Annotated in this window: 15 protein-coding genes; 9 read left to right on the top strand and 6 right to left on the bottom strand. The window is 39.9% G+C overall.

Annotation, left to right across the window (positions count from 1 at the left end):
- Nucleotides 1-9 precede the first annotated feature (9 nt).
- Genes I588_RS14350 through dagF form a run of 5 tightly spaced genes read left to right on the top strand, consistent with a single transcriptional unit; the run spans nucleotide 10 to nucleotide 4,429 of the window.
- Nucleotides 10-789, top strand: a complete 780-nt coding sequence (locus tag I588_RS14350) for a DUF4311 domain-containing protein (RefSeq protein ID WP_010759474.1) — start codon at nucleotides 10-12, stop codon at nucleotides 787-789.
- Between the two features lie 14 nt (nucleotides 790-803).
- The gene (locus I588_RS14345) at nucleotides 804-1,475 is read left to right on the top strand and encodes a DUF4310 family protein (RefSeq protein ID WP_010759473.1); all 672 of its coding nucleotides are present in this window, start codon (nucleotides 804-806) and stop codon (nucleotides 1,473-1,475) included.
- A 16-nt stretch (nucleotides 1,476-1,491) separates the two neighbouring features.
- Nucleotides 1,492-2,601 carry an amidohydrolase/deacetylase family metallohydrolase gene (locus I588_RS14340; RefSeq protein WP_010759472.1) on the top strand — a complete coding sequence of 370 codons (1,110 nt, stop codon included), beginning with the start codon at nucleotides 1,492-1,494 and terminating at the stop codon, nucleotides 2,599-2,601.
- The gene (locus I588_RS14335) at nucleotides 2,585-3,685 is read left to right on the top strand and encodes a DgaE family pyridoxal phosphate-dependent ammonia lyase (protein WP_010759471.1); all 1,101 of its coding nucleotides are present in this window, start codon (nucleotides 2,585-2,587) and stop codon (nucleotides 3,683-3,685) included. Before I588_RS14340 ends, I588_RS14335 begins: the two co-directional genes overlap by 17 nt.
- Before the next feature lie 3 nt (nucleotides 3,686-3,688).
- Nucleotides 3,689-4,429 carry a 2-dehydro-3-deoxy-phosphogluconate aldolase gene (gene dagF / locus I588_RS14330; protein ID WP_010759470.1) on the top strand — a complete coding sequence of 247 codons (741 nt, stop codon included), beginning with the start codon at nucleotides 3,689-3,691 and terminating at the stop codon, nucleotides 4,427-4,429.
- A gap of 42 nt (nucleotides 4,430-4,471) precedes the next feature.
- Here dagF and phnX read toward each other — a convergent pair whose 3' ends face one another.
- The 5 genes from phnX to I588_RS14305 are packed head-to-tail and all read right to left on the bottom strand — an operon-like array spanning nucleotide 4,472 to nucleotide 9,720.
- A complete protein-coding gene (phnX, locus tag I588_RS14325) occupies nucleotides 4,472-5,278 on the bottom strand; it encodes a phosphonoacetaldehyde hydrolase (RefSeq protein WP_010759469.1) in 807 nt (268 codons plus the stop codon).
- Entirely contained in the window at nucleotides 5,268-6,362 is a 1,095-nt protein-coding gene (gene phnW, locus I588_RS14320; protein WP_010759468.1) for a 2-aminoethylphosphonate--pyruvate transaminase, read from the bottom strand. Before phnW ends, phnX begins: the two co-directional genes overlap by 11 nt.
- Nucleotides 6,363-6,372: 10 nt before the next feature.
- Nucleotides 6,373-7,347 (bottom strand): extracellular solute-binding protein, encoded by a 975-nt coding sequence (locus I588_RS14315; RefSeq protein WP_034694389.1) that lies wholly within the window; start codon nucleotides 7,345-7,347, stop codon nucleotides 6,373-6,375.
- On the bottom strand, nucleotides 7,271-8,959 hold the full coding sequence (locus I588_RS14310) for an ABC transporter permease subunit (protein WP_010759466.1): 1,689 nt from the start codon (nucleotides 8,957-8,959) through the stop codon (nucleotides 7,271-7,273). The genes I588_RS14315 and I588_RS14310 overlap by 77 nt, the downstream gene beginning before the upstream one ends.
- Nucleotides 8,956-9,720 carry an ABC transporter ATP-binding protein gene (locus I588_RS14305; RefSeq protein WP_010759465.1) on the bottom strand — a complete coding sequence of 255 codons (765 nt, stop codon included), beginning with the start codon at nucleotides 9,718-9,720 and terminating at the stop codon, nucleotides 8,956-8,958. Before I588_RS14305 ends, I588_RS14310 begins: the two co-directional genes overlap by 4 nt.
- Before the next feature lie 259 nt (nucleotides 9,721-9,979).
- On the opposite strand from I588_RS14305, the gene I588_RS14300 reads away from it, so the two are divergent.
- Entirely contained in the window at nucleotides 9,980-11,029 is a 1,050-nt protein-coding gene (locus I588_RS14300; protein ID WP_010759464.1) for a BMP family lipoprotein, read from the top strand.
- A gap of 34 nt (nucleotides 11,030-11,063) precedes the next feature.
- Here I588_RS14300 and I588_RS14295 read toward each other — a convergent pair whose 3' ends face one another.
- A complete protein-coding gene (locus I588_RS14295; RefSeq protein ID WP_010759463.1) occupies nucleotides 11,064-11,540 on the bottom strand; it encodes an arginine repressor in 477 nt (158 codons plus the stop codon).
- A gap of 280 nt (nucleotides 11,541-11,820) precedes the next feature.
- Between I588_RS14295 and rpsB the strand changes: the two genes are divergently transcribed.
- The 3 genes from rpsB (at nucleotide 11,821) to pyrH (ending at nucleotide 14,431) form a co-directional block, all read left to right on the top strand.
- A complete protein-coding gene (gene rpsB / locus I588_RS14290; protein WP_010759462.1) occupies nucleotides 11,821-12,618 on the top strand; it encodes a 30S ribosomal protein S2 in 798 nt (265 codons plus the stop codon).
- A 79-nt stretch (nucleotides 12,619-12,697) separates the two neighbouring features.
- Complete coding sequence (gene tsf, locus I588_RS14285; protein WP_010759461.1) at nucleotides 12,698-13,579, top strand: translation elongation factor Ts; 882 nt, start codon at nucleotides 12,698-12,700, stop codon at nucleotides 13,577-13,579.
- A 129-nt stretch (nucleotides 13,580-13,708) separates the two neighbouring features.
- A complete protein-coding gene (gene pyrH, locus I588_RS14280; protein WP_010759460.1) occupies nucleotides 13,709-14,431 on the top strand; it encodes a UMP kinase in 723 nt (240 codons plus the stop codon).

Raw genomic sequence — 14,431 nt, 5'->3', positions numbered from 1 at the left:
TGAGACGAAGTGGAATTTGTAATTATTTTATTGAAATCATTAGTTATCGGTGGTTTGTTAGGCTTTGCTGCTGGTGCAGGAGCAGCAAGAATGTTTCATGCGCCAAGTACTCAAGGATTAGGTGCCTTTCGAACGTTAGGGGAAATGAATGCCTGTGAAGGCGATCCGGCTTCACACTTTTCTTTTGGGCTAGGATTTTTCTTCAATGCCTGGGCATCAGCAGTAGGAGCAGGAGCCTTCACACAGGATGTTACTCATCGAGTTATTCCTAACTGGGCAACCGCCGCATTACTAGTTAAAAACAAAAATGTAGAAGAAACCATGCACAACCCTAAAAAGATGGGAATTTCTGGTGCAATTATCGGAATGCTGTTAGTTGCTTTCTTAAACACAACCGCGGCAGCAATTCCAGAAGCATTGCAGGTAACAGCTGTAGCAGTATTAGTACCGGCAGCAACTACTTTGATTAACATCGTAATGCCAGTGTTATTCTGGTTGGCTGCGATTGATGCAGGCAAACGTTCTGGATTTTGGGGAACATTATTTGGAGCTATTGCACAGATGATTATGGGGAATGCGGTACCAGGTGTTGTTTTGGGGATCTTAGTTGGTAAAGGTGTGGACGAACAAGGCTGGACTAGAATCACTAAGGTTATCTTAACAGCAGCAATTTTGCTCTTTGTATTCAGCGGCTTCTTCCGCGGTTTCGACTTGCAAATGCTGGAAAGCTTCCGTTTGGATGCGCCAAACTGGTTAAACAACTTACATGATGTCTTTACAGTAGAATAGGGGGCTTTTAAAAAATGGAATTTACAGGACTAACAGAAGAACAGAAAAAGAAAAGTTTTTGGTTTGGTGATTGGGCCTTTCCAATTTTAGTAGGGCTAATGTCTTCCGCTGTATTTACAGGGACGCATATGTATGTTGAGTATGGTGTGGGGGCATTTAATGAAGTGTCAATCGTTGCAATGCTAAAAGCCGGATTAGATGGTGGTTCTTATGGAGCGGCAGCCGCATTCGGTGCTAGTTTCCTATTTGCCAGAATTCTGGAAGGTTCACTAGTCGGAATCTTGGACTTGGGTGGTTCGATTTTAACGGGACTAGGTATTGGTATTCCAGCCATCTTCCTGTCGATGGGAATTGATGCACCGATTAAGAGCTTCCCGCTGGCACTTTTAACCGGTGCAGCACTGGGATTAATAGTAGGCGGAATCATTATTTTGATTCGTAAGTTTACGATTAATCAATCTAATTCAACCTTTGGGGCAGATATTATGATGGGGGCTGGTAATCAGTCTGGTCGTTTCTTGGGACCGCTAATCATTTTGAGTGCTGCTTCTGCTTCTATTCCAATTGGGATTGGTTCAACGATTGGCGCGATTATCTTCTACAAATGGAAAAAACCGATTGCTGGTGGCGCGATTCTAGGTGCGATGATTCTAGGTGCTTTATTCCCAGTAACCTTGGAACAATAGGAAAAGAGGAAAATCAATGTCGGAAGTAGTATTGAAAAATGGGCGTTTGATTACAGGAGAATCCTGCGAAGTTGTTTTTGCAGAGGGTAAAATAATCGAAGTAGCGGAAACTATTCAGGCCGATGGGCGAGAGGTAATTGATTTAAATGGAAATTACTTCTCGGCAGGCTGGATTGACAGTCATGTTCATTGTTATCAAGAAATGAATTTGTATTACGATTATCCAGACCAGATTGGCGTTGAAAAAGGAGTGACAACGGTCGTTGATGCTGGAACAACTGGAGCAGAAAACATCGCTCGTTTTTACGAACTAGCCAAAGAAGCCAAAACCAATGTTTATGCTTTGTTGAATATTTCTAAGTTTGGCATTGTGGAGCAAGATGAACTGGCTGACTTAACGAAGGTTCAAGCGGATTTAGTGAAGCAAGTAATCGCTGAGCTTCCAGATTTCATTATCGGTATCAAAGCCCGCATGAGTAAAACAGTTATCGGTGATAATGGAATAACGCCATTGAAACTGGCTAAAGAAATTCAAGCCGAGAATCAACAGCTTCCTTTAATGGTGCATATAGGGTCTGCACCGCCTGAATTAGATGAAATCTTGGATGTTATGAGCAAAGGTGATATTCTTACTCATTGTTTCAATGGCAAGCCTAACGGTATAATGGATGCAACAACTGGAAAAATTAAAGAATTTGTTTGGCAAGCTTACCGTGATGGCGTCTTGTTTGATATTGGTCATGGCACCGACAGCTTTAATTTCACTGTTGCTGAGACGGCTTTTAAAGCAAACATGCTGGCTAATACAATCAGTACTGATATTTATATTCGCAATCGTACGAACGGTCCTGTTTTTGACTTAGCAACTACTTTAGAAAAACTGCATACCGTGGGTTATTCATGGCCAATGATTATTGAGAAAATCACTAAAGCAGCAGCTGATCAGTATCATTTGTTGCAAAAAGGTCGGATTGAACCAGGAGCTGATGCGGATTTTACTATCTTTAAGCTGGTGGATGAAGAAAAAGAATTAGTGGATTCTAATGGTAATCTTCGTCAGGCGAAGCAGCAAATTATTCCAGTGCAGACAATTATTGGAGGCGTAAGCTATGACAATCAGCTATGATAAATTCAACCTGAAGCAAGTAATTAATGCTTCTGGTCGAATGACAATTCTTGGTGTATCAAAGGTTTCAGAATCGGTAATGGCAGCACAGCGTTTTGGAGGAGAACATTTTTTCGAAATGAGCGAGCTGGCCGTTCAAACCGGGAAATATTTAGCTAGTTTACTTAAGGTAGAGGACACTCAGATTGTTTCTTCCGCTTCAGCAGGAATTGCTCAGTCAGTAGCAGCAGTTATTGGAAAAGGGGATATGTACCATGTGTATCACCCCTACACTGATCGTGTGCTGAAACGAGAAATCATTTTACCAAAAGGGCACAATGTTGATTATGGAACACCAGTAGAAACAATGGTTGATTTAGGTGGCGGTCAGTTGGTTGAAGCTGGCTATGCCAATATGTGTACACCAGAACACATCGAAATGATGATTACCGAAAGAACAGCAGCAATTCTTTACATCAAGAGTCATCATACTGTTCAAAAAAGCATGCTGACAGTAAAAGAGGCAGCCGAGACGGCTCATCGTCATCAGCTCCCTTTGATCGTAGATGCAGCAGCTGAAGAGGATCTGTTTCAATACATCGAAGCAGGTGCTGATTTAGTCATTTACTCTGGCGCTAAGGCGATTGAAGGACCGAGTGCAGGGCTAGTTATTGGGAAAAGTCAGTATGTAGAATGGGTTCGGCTGCAAAGCAAAGGAATCGGCCGAGCAATGAAAATCGGTAAAGATAATATTCTAGGATTTACTCAGGCTGTAGAGGACTACCTAAGTAACGGCAGCGAATCCGGCAGCAGCATGAAAGAACGTTTAGCGCCATTCATTGAGGCGGTTAATCAGTTATCTGGGTTGCAGGCTGCGGTTGTTCAGGATGGCGCTGGACGTGATATCTATCGAGCTAGCTTGAAGGTCGAAGGTAAGAAGACAGCTAAACAGGTTATTAATGAGCTTAAAATGTCTGATCCGGCGATCTATACTCGAGAATATCAAGCCAATAATGGCATCATCGAATTTGATATTCGTTCAGTCAATCAGCTAGAAATGGATGCTATCGTTCAACGATTAAAAGAAATTATGGAAGAGGAATAAAACATGTCATTGATCCCAAACTATTTAGAAGAACGAATTTGCTTAAATGTTTTAGCAAATTCAGTAGAAAATGCAAAAGAGTGTTATGAAGCGGCTGAAGGACACGTGATCTTAGGAGTGCTTTCTAAGAATTATGCTACCGATGAAGCAGCGATCGAGGATATGAAAAAATATCAGGATGCAACAGATAACGCGTTGTCTGTTGGCTTAGGCGCTGGTGATCCTAACCAAAGTCAAATGGTTTCTCGTATCTCAGCGGTGTTGCAACCACAGCACGTCAACCAAGTGTTTACTGGAGTAGGAACTTCTCGGGCACTTTTGGGACAAAAAGATACGGTAATCAATGGATTGGTTTCACCAACTGGTAAGGTTGGTTATGTCAATATTGCAACAGGCCCTTTAAGTTCACAGGCGCCAAGTGGTGAGGTACCGATTGAGACCGCTATTCAGCTGTTAAAAGATATGGGAGGCAGTTCAATTAAGTACTTCCCAATGAAGGGCTTGGCTCACAAGGAAGAATATCAAGCGGTTGCTAAAGCCTGTGCGGAATATGATTTTTACTTAGAACCAACGGGTGGGATTGATTTAACCAACTTTGAAGAAATCGTGCAAATTGCTGTAGACGCAGGAGTAAAGAAAATTATCCCTCATGTGTACAGTTCTATTATTGATCCGGCTACTGGTGACACTAAACCAGAAGATGTTCAAACCTTATTAACGATGATGAAGAATACATTGAAATAGAAAATAGCCCGCACATTTTAACGGATGTGCGGGTTTTATTTATTAAACGGATACACTCCCTTTTCCCAATAACTCTTTATCATGGATAAAATAATCTAAAAGCTCCGTCAAGTTAAGAATGCAAAGGTCAGCGCCAGCTTGATAAAAACGATCCATTACCTTTTGTATTAACTGCTCTTTGTCTGACACTGACAAACTAGTATATTCTTCTAAGGATAAGCCCATTTCTGAACTGCCCTCTACAACGGCAATCGTGAACACACCTGCATTCTTTCCTTCCTGAATATCGGTGATAGTATCACCGACCTTTACAACTTCTGTTACAGACTGATTTTTAAAGTATTGCATGTTTTGATAGATCATGTAGGGATAAGGTCTCCCTAAATTGCCCACTGCATCAGGAGTGATCATAAAATCTGGCTGGTAGCCAGATTTTTTGGCAGCCTCGGTGACAACTTTCATCATTTCGCTTGTATAACCGGTGGTTGATCCAATATTAAATCCATTTGCTTGTAGTTGCTGAATAACCTCAGCTGTTTCTGGCTTCAATGTTGAATATTCAGCTAAATCCTCAAAAAGGAAAGCTTCAAATCGTTTATAAAGAGCTTCGGCATCAACAGCTTGGGGTAACTGTTGATAAGTATTCAGCCATTGTTCCTGAACAGAAGGGAGATCCAGTAAGATTTTAATATGTTCCCGTTTTAATTTACCCATGGGTTCACGAATTTCGTCAAGGGATAGGGTAATACCTTTTTCGGCAAAAGCCTTTTTAAAGGCAATTACTGGGGCCATACAACCGAAATCAACGGTTGTTCCAGCCCAATCAAAAATAATTGTTTTAACTGACATAAGCTACCTCCGAATATTTTTCAATGATCTCTGCTAAGCGATGAATATCTTCCGGATATATTTCGCCGATATTCCCAATGCGGAAGCAGTCGTGGTCGCTGATTTTTCCTGGATAAATCACAAACCCGTTATGCTTCAGATGATGATAAAAGTTATTGAAATTAAATGGTCGATTTTTAGGATAAAGAAATGAGGTAATAAACGGTCCCTGATGTTTCTGAATAAACGTCTCATAACCTAATTCACTCATTTTTTGTCGCAATAGATGATTATTGGTTAAATAGCGTAAATAACGCTGCTCGATCCCACCTTCCAATTCTAATTCCTTTAGAGCTTGCAAGAAAGCTAGTACGGTATGAGTAGGGGAGGTGAATCGCCATTTCCCGTCTTTTTCCATCACCTGATATTGATCATATAAGTCTAGTGAAAGCGTCCGAGCGTGACCTTTTCGTTTTTCCAGTTCATGTTTTTTACAAATGATAAAGGAAAAACCGGGAACACCTTGAATACATTTATTTGAGCTGGAAATTAGAAAATCAATGTCCAGCTCTGAAACATTCAAAGGAATCCCACCGAAGCTGGACATTGCATCGACAATAAACAAAAGATCGTTTACCTTGGCAATGGCAGCAATCTCATCTAACTCATTAAGAATCCCTGAGGTCGTTTCACTGTGAACCATTGCGATGGCTGAAATGCTTGGGTAGTCATTTAATAGTTTTTGGACAGCTTCCGCCTTAGGAACGTCATTTTCTGGTACTTGGTAAATGGTATGAGTAATATTGTGCCGCTGACACATGGTTGCCATACGCTGGCCGTAAGCACCATTTGTGCAAATAAGCAGATGATCCTCGGAAGTAATCATCGAGCTCAAGACCGCTTCTACACCAAATGATCCACTACCTTGCATCAAAACGGTAGTATATTCTTTTGCCGAAACTTCAGCTAGTTCTAGTAAACGCCGACGGATTTCTTGGGTGATTTCTTTATAGTCCTGATCCCAAGTGCACTGATCAGTCAGCATTGCCTTTTTCACTGTCATGGTGGTGGTCAAAGGACCTGGAGTTAATAGTTTATAATGCATGATAAGCCTCTCAATCTACTAATTTTTGGTGCTGCTCTAACAATTCAGCTGTTAAGTCTTCAGGAAATACTTTTTGGTTGTCTGCTACTTGAATACTATCAGCTTCTTCACCGTCATAGATAGGACTAGGATAAATAGCCAGTAAATCGCTTCGTCCTTTTTCCATAATTGTATTCAACATTTTTTCAGCTTCAGGATTGGTGTCGTCACCTTTGTTAATTATTGCTAATGATTCGGTTAAGGTATAGGTTCCTTCCTCAGGTTCCACATATTCGATCGGCAGTCCTTCGTTTTTGTCCTTTACCGCTTGGTGGCGCAAACCAAATCCAAGAGCAACTTCTCCTAAACGAACTTTCTTAATAGGCCCAGAACCAGAGCTTTCTAGATGGTCCCCAGCATTGGCATATATATCCTTTAAAATAGTTTTAGCTTCATCTTCGCCATAAGTATCAATGAGCGCTTGAAATAGCAGCCAAGCCGTTGAAGACTGTTTGATGTCAGAAATGGCCAAGACACCTTCATATTGAGGATCAGCCAAATCTTTTAAGCTTTTTGGAACAGGCAGATGTAGCTCTTTCATGATGTCAGTGTTGTAGAAAATTGTTCCCTCCTGTACAGTAAAAGGTGCTGCATAGGCGGGGATTTCGTTTAACGGATCAACCGTCAGTTTCAAATCCTTGAACATTTCTTCTTTCTTTTGGGCACTGGTTAAGTAAAAGGTACTCATCGTTACTAAATCTGCTTCAATATTGGACCCCTCTGCCAATAATTTGCCGCCCAGTTCAGAAGTTCCAAAGGATTGAAGCGTGTATTTGTCTTCAAAACCATTCTTGTCTAAAACATCTTTGATTACTTCGACAGGTTCTTCATCTGCATTGGTGTAGATGATGACTTTTTCGTTTGCAGCATTACCGTTGCTGCAGGCGCTTAATAATAGGGCTAAGGCGGTACAACCAAGGAAAGCAAGAATTCTTTTTCTGTTCATTTGTTAATCTCCTTTTGATAAGTTGAGTAAGCAGCTGCATGATCAAATTAATCAGCAGCAAAAATAAAGAAAGCATGAAAATATCGTTAAACCGGCCAAAGTGCTGTAATTCTTTCAGCTTGGCGGTAATAATCATTGTATTGGCGCTGGTTAAAAAGACCACCGCACTAATTGTTACCATGGCATTAAAGAAATAATAGGAAAACATATCGACAATTGTCAGTTTAGAATTAGGAATTAAAATTCGCCAAACGGTGGTAATCCATCGATCCCCCATCAATTTTGCGGTGTTTTCCCAGTTAAGGTTCATCTTTTGCAAAGCTTCTTTAGCCATTTGATAAGGAGTAGCAAAGTAGTGAACTACTGTTACAATTACTAAGATCATTAACGTGTTATGAAGGCTGCTGCTGGAAAAAATCAGCAGATAGGCTACCCCTAAAACCATTCCGGGAATTGAATTGGTGATAGTTGACACACTGTCAATGAGTTGATTAATCTTATAGATTTTCTTTTCTCTAGAAGTCATTAAGGCTGCGAAATAAGCGAAAATTGTACCAATAGCAGCAGTCAGCAAAGCCATTAGTAAAGAATTCTTCAAGGTAGTCAATAAACTATCATCCTGCAGAAAGGCTGCAAAGTTCTGTAAAGTTGGCTGCAGATCAAAAGGCCAATTAGTTAAAAACGGAATAACCAGCAGAATCAGAAAGACTCCTAAAATAAAGGTAGACGTCAGAATAAAGAGACTGCGAAAAGCCCAATCTCTAAATCGATTCTTCTTTAAGACCAAGGCTTGAGGTTTCTCATAACGAACAACTTTCTTCTGAAGATGATTCAAAATTAGAATACTTATAATAGAAGGAAAGAGCATCGTTAATGCAACCAATGAGCCATATTGAAAATCAGGAATGGTTCCCATAAAGCCGTCGTAGAGCAGTGTTGTGATAAAGGGTGTTTGGCCACCAACTGCACTAGGAATTCCAAAATCAGTAAAGGACATAAAAAAGCCTTGAAGAAAAGCGACAGCTAAAACGCGATAGAGGGGACTAAGTACGGTCCGATGCAAAGACTGCCACCAAGAATCCCCCATCAATCGTGAAACGATAAATAGTCGGTTGTCCAAATACGCCATAGAGTTATTTATTAAAAGAAAAATAGGCGGCAGCGTATAGATTATGAATCCTAATAAAATTCCAATTGAACCATAAATATTGAACCATTCATGCTGCAGCAATTTAGTCCAGAGACCTTGCTTGCCAAAAGCATAAATTAAAACGAAACCGTAAGTGATAGTTGGCAGCAGCATAGGAAACTGTAAAATGCTAGTATTAACCTTCAAAAAGCGTTTGCCGGCATTTGTAAAATTATTTCCGTAGGCAAGAAAGAAACCTAAAAGTGTAGAACAGCTGGCTGCAATCAAGGAAAATTTCAAACTGTTTAAAAAAGATAACTGCCACTTTTGATCAAAAAACTGCTTTAGACTTTCTACTAGGGTGCCATTCTCCACTGACAAAGCCGTCATGACTACTTTTCCTAACGGTAAAACTAAAAAGATGAGAAAGAAAACCAGAATAAAACCACTGGTTATTCTTTTTAATGACCAAACCTTTTTCATGTTTCCGCCCGCTTCAAAGCCTGTTGGAAAATTTGCTGAATGTTTTGTTGTTTAACCACTAATTGATTAATGATAAATTCCTGTACAAAATGACAGGAAGCTTGGGTCATAATCTCTACTGGTGAACTGCACTGGGCGATTTTTCCATTGTCAAGGACGACAATTTTGTCCGACATAGTTAAAGCTTCTTCCGGATCATGGGTTACGATGATAATTGTTAAAGCAAGCTTTCGAGCAATTTCCTGAATTTTCTCCTTAATGGATTCTTTGATCACACCATCGAGTGCACTTAATGGTTCGTCTAACAGCAATAGATCAGGCTTCATGACTAAGGTCCGCCCTAAAGCAACCCGCTGTTTTTGTCCTCCAGATAATTGCTGAATCGGTTTATCTAGATGCTTTTCCAAATTTAATAACTGGATTAATTCTTGAACCTCTTCATCTGAAGAACAATTTTTCTTATTCTTTAAGCCGTAAGTCAGATTTTGATAAGCAGTCAAATTTGGAAATAGGGCATAGTCTTGGAATACGATGTTAAACGGTCGTTTCTCCATGGGTGTATGGGTAATATCTTCTTCGCGAAAGAATAATTGCCCGCTGCTAGGCTCCTCTAAACCTAAAATGATATTTAGCAATGTTGTTTTGCCTGATCCCGACTGCCCTAAAATAGACACAATTTCTCCAGTATTGATTTCTAAGTTGATCTCTTCTAAAACTGCAGTTTGATGAAAGCTTTTAGAGATATTTTCCAGCCTCAACATAATAATCAGCTCCTTAATGTATTTTTTGTTACTCTTTCAATAGAATTTCAATGGAAGTTCTTTCCTTTGATTGAAGTATAGCGAAGCTTTGTAAAGGTATAATCAAGGTTGTGAAAAGATAAAATAAAGTTTGTTATGTTTGTGTAAACAATGTTAAGGGTCTTTTTAATAATAAAGGTGTCAAGACACAATGGCTATGGTATACTTATCGACAGTTACAAGTGTCAAGACATATAGTAGGAGAAAGAGGGACCTGTTGATGAAGTTTTTACGTTTAAGTTTATTACTTGGTATGGTTTTATTATTAGCTAGCTGTGGACAAAAAGAAGCGCAAACTATAGAAGAAAAAGATGCGCCAAAAATTGCACTAATTTTAGGTTTTGGTGGAGTAGACGACCGTTCCTTCAATCAAGCAGGATGGGAAGGATTAAAGGACTGGGGCAAGGAAAAGGGATTAAAAGAGAAAAAAGACTTCCTATATATAGAAACGAATGAGCCTCAGGACAATAGTACAAATGTGAATCAGGCGGTAGAGAATGGCTTCAACACGATTATCAGTTTGAGTTATCTACAAGCCGATGCAATAAAGGAAGCAGCTGAAGCTAATCCTAATTTAGATTTTGCTTTAGTGGATGGAGAAATTGAAAACCAGAAAAATGTCGTTTCTGCTACCTTCAAGGATCAAGAAAGTGCTTATTTAGCCGGGATTGCCGCGGCCTACACAACTGAAACCAATCGAGTGGGATTTATTGGTGGTATGGAAGGGCCGGTGATTCAACGTTTTGAAACAGGATTTGAAAAGGGCGTAAAAGATGGGGCTAAGGCTTTGCAAAAGGAAATAGCTGTTGACAGCCGATATGCGGCCTCTTATGATGCACCGGATCGTGGAAAGGCAATGGCTTCTTCAATGTACGAGGAAGGCTCGGATATTATTTATCAGGCCGCTGGCAGTACTGGAGCGGGCGTTTTTCAGGAGGCTAAAGCCCGCAATGAACGGGAGAATACTCAAAAGGTCTGGGTGATTGGCGTGGATCGTGATCAAAATGATGAAGGTGAGTACCAGACATCAGAAGGACAATCGGATAATTTTACCTTAACCTCTACCTTAAAAAATGTTGGTGCCGCAGTATCAGAAATAGCTGAGGCTAGATACAATCAGAAATTTCCTGGTGGAGATCATTTAGTTTTTGGTCTTAAGGAAGCTGGAGTGGATTTAACGAATGGACAATTAACCGACGAAGCTGCTAAAGCAGTTGCAAAAGCAAAAGAAAGGATTATTGCTGGGGAGCTTATTATTCCAGAAAATTAATAAAGAAAAGACGCCGTTTTTGGCGTCTTTTGTCTCAATTAATGGTTGTAGAATGAGGATCTTTCAAGAAAGCTGCAACTTGTTGCGCATCCTCATCTGTTCTTGAAATGATAATGATTGTGTCGAAGCTGGCCATCGTTGCTACAATTGATTGGAAGGATAAATCGTCCAAGACTGCTGCTAAAAGATTGGCGTTGTCAGGAAGGGTTTGAATCACTGTCATGAATTGGACACGTTCGACTTTTATAATCACTTCGTCAATCATTCTAACTAAACGTTTGGTGTCTTCATCATCCGAAGTTTGATTAGGCTCTTGGAACAGTTCGAAACGTGGATTGCCATCTTCATCAATGGTCTTTACAATTTTTAAATCACGGATGTCGCGAGAAATCGTGGCTTGGGTAGCAACAACCCCTTGCTCCTCCAAATAGGTCATCAGTTCGCTTTGATTGCGAATAGAATGAGTGGCTATGATTTGCTTGATTAATTCATGGCGATCTTTTTTACGCATAAAAATTCTCCTAATCGATTTTTATGCAACAATTATAACAGAAAAGCCTGGCATTGACAGATTAATTCGATAAATATTAATCAGATTCTTTTAGTTGCTAAATTAGCGGAAAATGATTGATTTCTATCTAGACCTACTGTATAATTACTAATTGTGTGTGGGCGACCACAGACAAATCCACATCTTAATTTTATTAGCAGCAGGGTGCTTCGTTGGAAGTCTGTCGCTGAGTTTGACGATTAAGAGAGGGAACAAAAAACCAAATTGGAGGAAACAAAACATGTCAGTATTGTCTATGAAACAATTACTAGAAGCCGGCGTACATTTTGGTCACCAAACTCGTCGCTGGAACCCAAAAATGAAGAAATACATCTTCACAGAAAGAAACGGAATCTACATCATTGATTTGCAAAAAACAGTGAAATTAGTAGATGCAGCTTACGACTACATGAAAAATGTTGCTGAAGACGGCGGCGTTGCATTGTTCGTAGGTACTAAAAAACAAGCACAAGAAGCAATTAAAGAAGAAGCAACTCGCGCTGGTCAATTTTACGTTAACCACCGTTGGTTAGGCGGAACTTTGACTAACTGGGATACTATTCAAAAACGTATTGCTCGTTTGAAAAACATCAACGCTATGGAAGCAGACGGTACTTTCGAAGTATTGCCTAAAAAAGAAGTTGTTGGTTTAAATAAAGAACGTGAACGTTTAGAAAAATTCTTAGGCGGTATCGCTGATATGCCTAGAATTCCAGATGTAATGTATATCGTTGACCCTCGTAAAGAGCGTATTGCTGTTCAAGAAGCACATAAATTGAACATTCCAATCGTAGCAATGGTTGATACAAACTGCGATCCAGATGAAATCGACGTAGTAATCCCTTCAAATGACGATGCTATTCGTGCCGTGAAATTAATCACTGCTAAAATGGCTGATGCATTTATCGAAGGCAACCAAGGTGAAGATCAAGTAGCTGAAGCAGACTTCGTTACAGAAGATGGCGGACAAGCAACTTCAATCGAAGAAATCGTTGATGTTGTAGAAGGCGACAACGCTTCTACTGAATCAGCAGAATAATTTCGTAGCTCAAGCTGCTTCAAAGAAAATAACAACCTTTGAAGCAGCTTTTTTAAAAAATTAGAGGAGGCCCATGAAGATGGCACAGGTAACAGCTAAGTTAGTAAAAGAACTACGCGACATGACTGGCGTAGGTATGATGGATGCTAAAAAAGCATTAGTAGAAGTAGAAGGCGACATTGAAAAAGCTGTCGATCTTTTGCGTGAAAAAGGTATGGCTAAAGCTGCTAAGAAAAATGACCGCATTGCTGCTGAAGGTTTAGCTTCAGTTGCTGTTCATGGTAATGCTGCAGCAATCGTTGAAGTAAACTCAGAAACTGACTTTGTTTCTAAAAATGAAATGTTCCAAAACTTAGTAAAAGAAATTGCTGAATTAGTGGCTGAACACAAACCAGCTGACATGGATGCAGCAATGGAATTAAAAACTTCAAAAGGCACAATTGCTGAAGAATTAATCGAAGCTACTCAAGTTATCGGTGAAAAAATCAGCTTCCGTCGTTTCAAAGTATTGGAAAAAGGCGACAATGCTGCTTTTGGCGGATACTTGCACATGGGCGGACGTATCGCTGTATTGACCGTTTTAGATGGAACTACTGACGAAGAAGTTGCTAAAGATGTAGCAATGCACGTTGCAGCAATCAACCCTCGTTATGTAAATGAATCTCAAATTCCTCAAGAAGAATTGGATCATGAAAAAGCTATCTTAACCGAACAAGCTTTAAACGAAGGCAAGCCTGAAAAAATCGTTGAAAAAATGGTTGTGGGCCGTCTAAATAAATTTAAAGCAGAAATTTCTTTAGTTGACCAACCATTCGTTAAAGATCCTGACATGACTGTCGAAAAATACGTTGCTTCAAAAGGCGCTTCTGTTGAAGGCTTCGTACGTTTTGAAGTTGGCGAAGGTATCGAAAAACGTGAAGATAACTTTGTTGAAGAAGTTATGAGCCAAGTGAAAAAATAATTCTGTTTTTTAACAGTCGGGAACGCATGTGAAATTGCGCTCCCTTTTTTTAAGCGAAATCAGATAAAAATGGCTTCAATCAAAGCAGAATATGCTAAAATGGCTATAAGTGACAGTGGGGGAATCGAAATGAAAGAACCGAAATACAAACGAGTAGTACTTAAACTTAGTGGTGAGGCATTAGCTGGCGAGGAAAAATTTGGCATTAATCCGCCAATTATTCAAGACATCGTTCAAGAAATCAAAGAGGTTCATGAGCTAGGAATCGAAATGGCCATTATTGTCGGCGGCGGCAACATTTGGCGGGGACAAATCGGTGCTCAAATGGGTATGGAACGTGCTCAGGCTGATTATATGGGTATGCTGGCAACAGTGATGAATGCACTAGCTTTACAAGATGCATTAGAAAACATCGATGTGCCAACACGTGTACAAACCTCAATTGAAATGCGTCAAATTGCTGAACCATATATTCGTCGTAAAGCAGAGCGTCATTTGGAAAAGGGACGGATTGTGATCTTTGCTGGCGGTACCGGCAACCCTTATTTCTCAACAGATACAACTGCTGCGTTACGTGCAGCTGAAATCAATGCGGATGTAATTTTAATGGCGAAAAACAATGTAGATGGTGTCTACTCTGCAGATCCAAAACTGGATCAAAATGCAATTAAATTTGACGAATTGACACACTTGGATGTCATTTCTAAAGGATTGCAAGTAATGGATTCAACCGCAAGTTCACTAAGTATGGACAATGATATTCCACTTGTTGTCTTCAATTTAAACGAACCAGGAAATATTAAACGAGTTGTTCAGGGCGAAAATATCGGAACAACTGTAAGGGGGAAATAA

Origin of the sequence: Enterococcus pallens ATCC BAA-351, from assembly GCF_000407485.1 — a bacterium.
Classification (GTDB): domain Bacteria; phylum Bacillota; class Bacilli; order Lactobacillales; family Enterococcaceae; genus Enterococcus_A; species Enterococcus_A pallens.
Note: the sequence above shows the minus strand (reverse complement) of the source record. Positions and strands in the feature narration are given on the sequence as shown.

What these genes read in the sequence shown, in the direction of transcription:
- I588_RS14340 (WP_010759472.1), top strand. Translation starts at nt 1,492, where the DNA reads ATGTCGGAAGTAGTATTGAAAAATGGGCGTTTGATTACAGGAGAATCC.
- I588_RS14305 (WP_010759465.1), bottom strand. Translation starts at nt 9,720, where the DNA reads ATGTTGAGGCTGGAAAATATCTCTAAAAGCTTTCATCAAACTGCAGTT.
- I588_RS14310 (WP_010759466.1), bottom strand. Translation starts at nt 8,959, where the DNA reads ATGAAAAAGGTTTGGTCATTAAAAAGAATAACCAGTGGTTTTATTCTG.
- I588_RS14300 (WP_010759464.1), top strand. Translation starts at nt 9,980, where the DNA reads ATGAAGTTTTTACGTTTAAGTTTATTACTTGGTATGGTTTTATTATTA.
- I588_RS14335 (WP_010759471.1), top strand. Translation starts at nt 2,585, where the DNA reads ATGACAATCAGCTATGATAAATTCAACCTGAAGCAAGTAATTAATGCT.
- I588_RS14345 (WP_010759473.1), top strand. Translation starts at nt 804, where the DNA reads ATGGAATTTACAGGACTAACAGAAGAACAGAAAAAGAAAAGTTTTTGG.
- tsf (WP_010759461.1), top strand. Translation starts at nt 12,698, where the DNA reads ATGGCACAGGTAACAGCTAAGTTAGTAAAAGAACTACGCGACATGACT.
- pyrH (WP_010759460.1), top strand. Translation starts at nt 13,709, where the DNA reads ATGAAAGAACCGAAATACAAACGAGTAGTACTTAAACTTAGTGGTGAG.
- rpsB (WP_010759462.1), top strand. Translation starts at nt 11,821, where the DNA reads ATGTCAGTATTGTCTATGAAACAATTACTAGAAGCCGGCGTACATTTT.
- I588_RS14295 (WP_010759463.1), bottom strand. Translation starts at nt 11,540, where the DNA reads ATGCGTAAAAAAGATCGCCATGAATTAATCAAGCAAATCATAGCCACT.
- phnW (WP_010759468.1), bottom strand. Translation starts at nt 6,362, where the DNA reads ATGCATTATAAACTATTAACTCCAGGTCCTTTGACCACCACCATGACA.
- dagF (WP_010759470.1), top strand. Translation starts at nt 3,689, where the DNA reads ATGTCATTGATCCCAAACTATTTAGAAGAACGAATTTGCTTAAATGTT.
- phnX (WP_010759469.1), bottom strand. Translation starts at nt 5,278, where the DNA reads ATGTCAGTTAAAACAATTATTTTTGATTGGGCTGGAACAACCGTTGAT.
- I588_RS14315 (WP_034694389.1), bottom strand. Translation starts at nt 7,347, where the DNA reads ATGAACAGAAAAAGAATTCTTGCTTTCCTTGGTTGTACCGCCTTAGCC.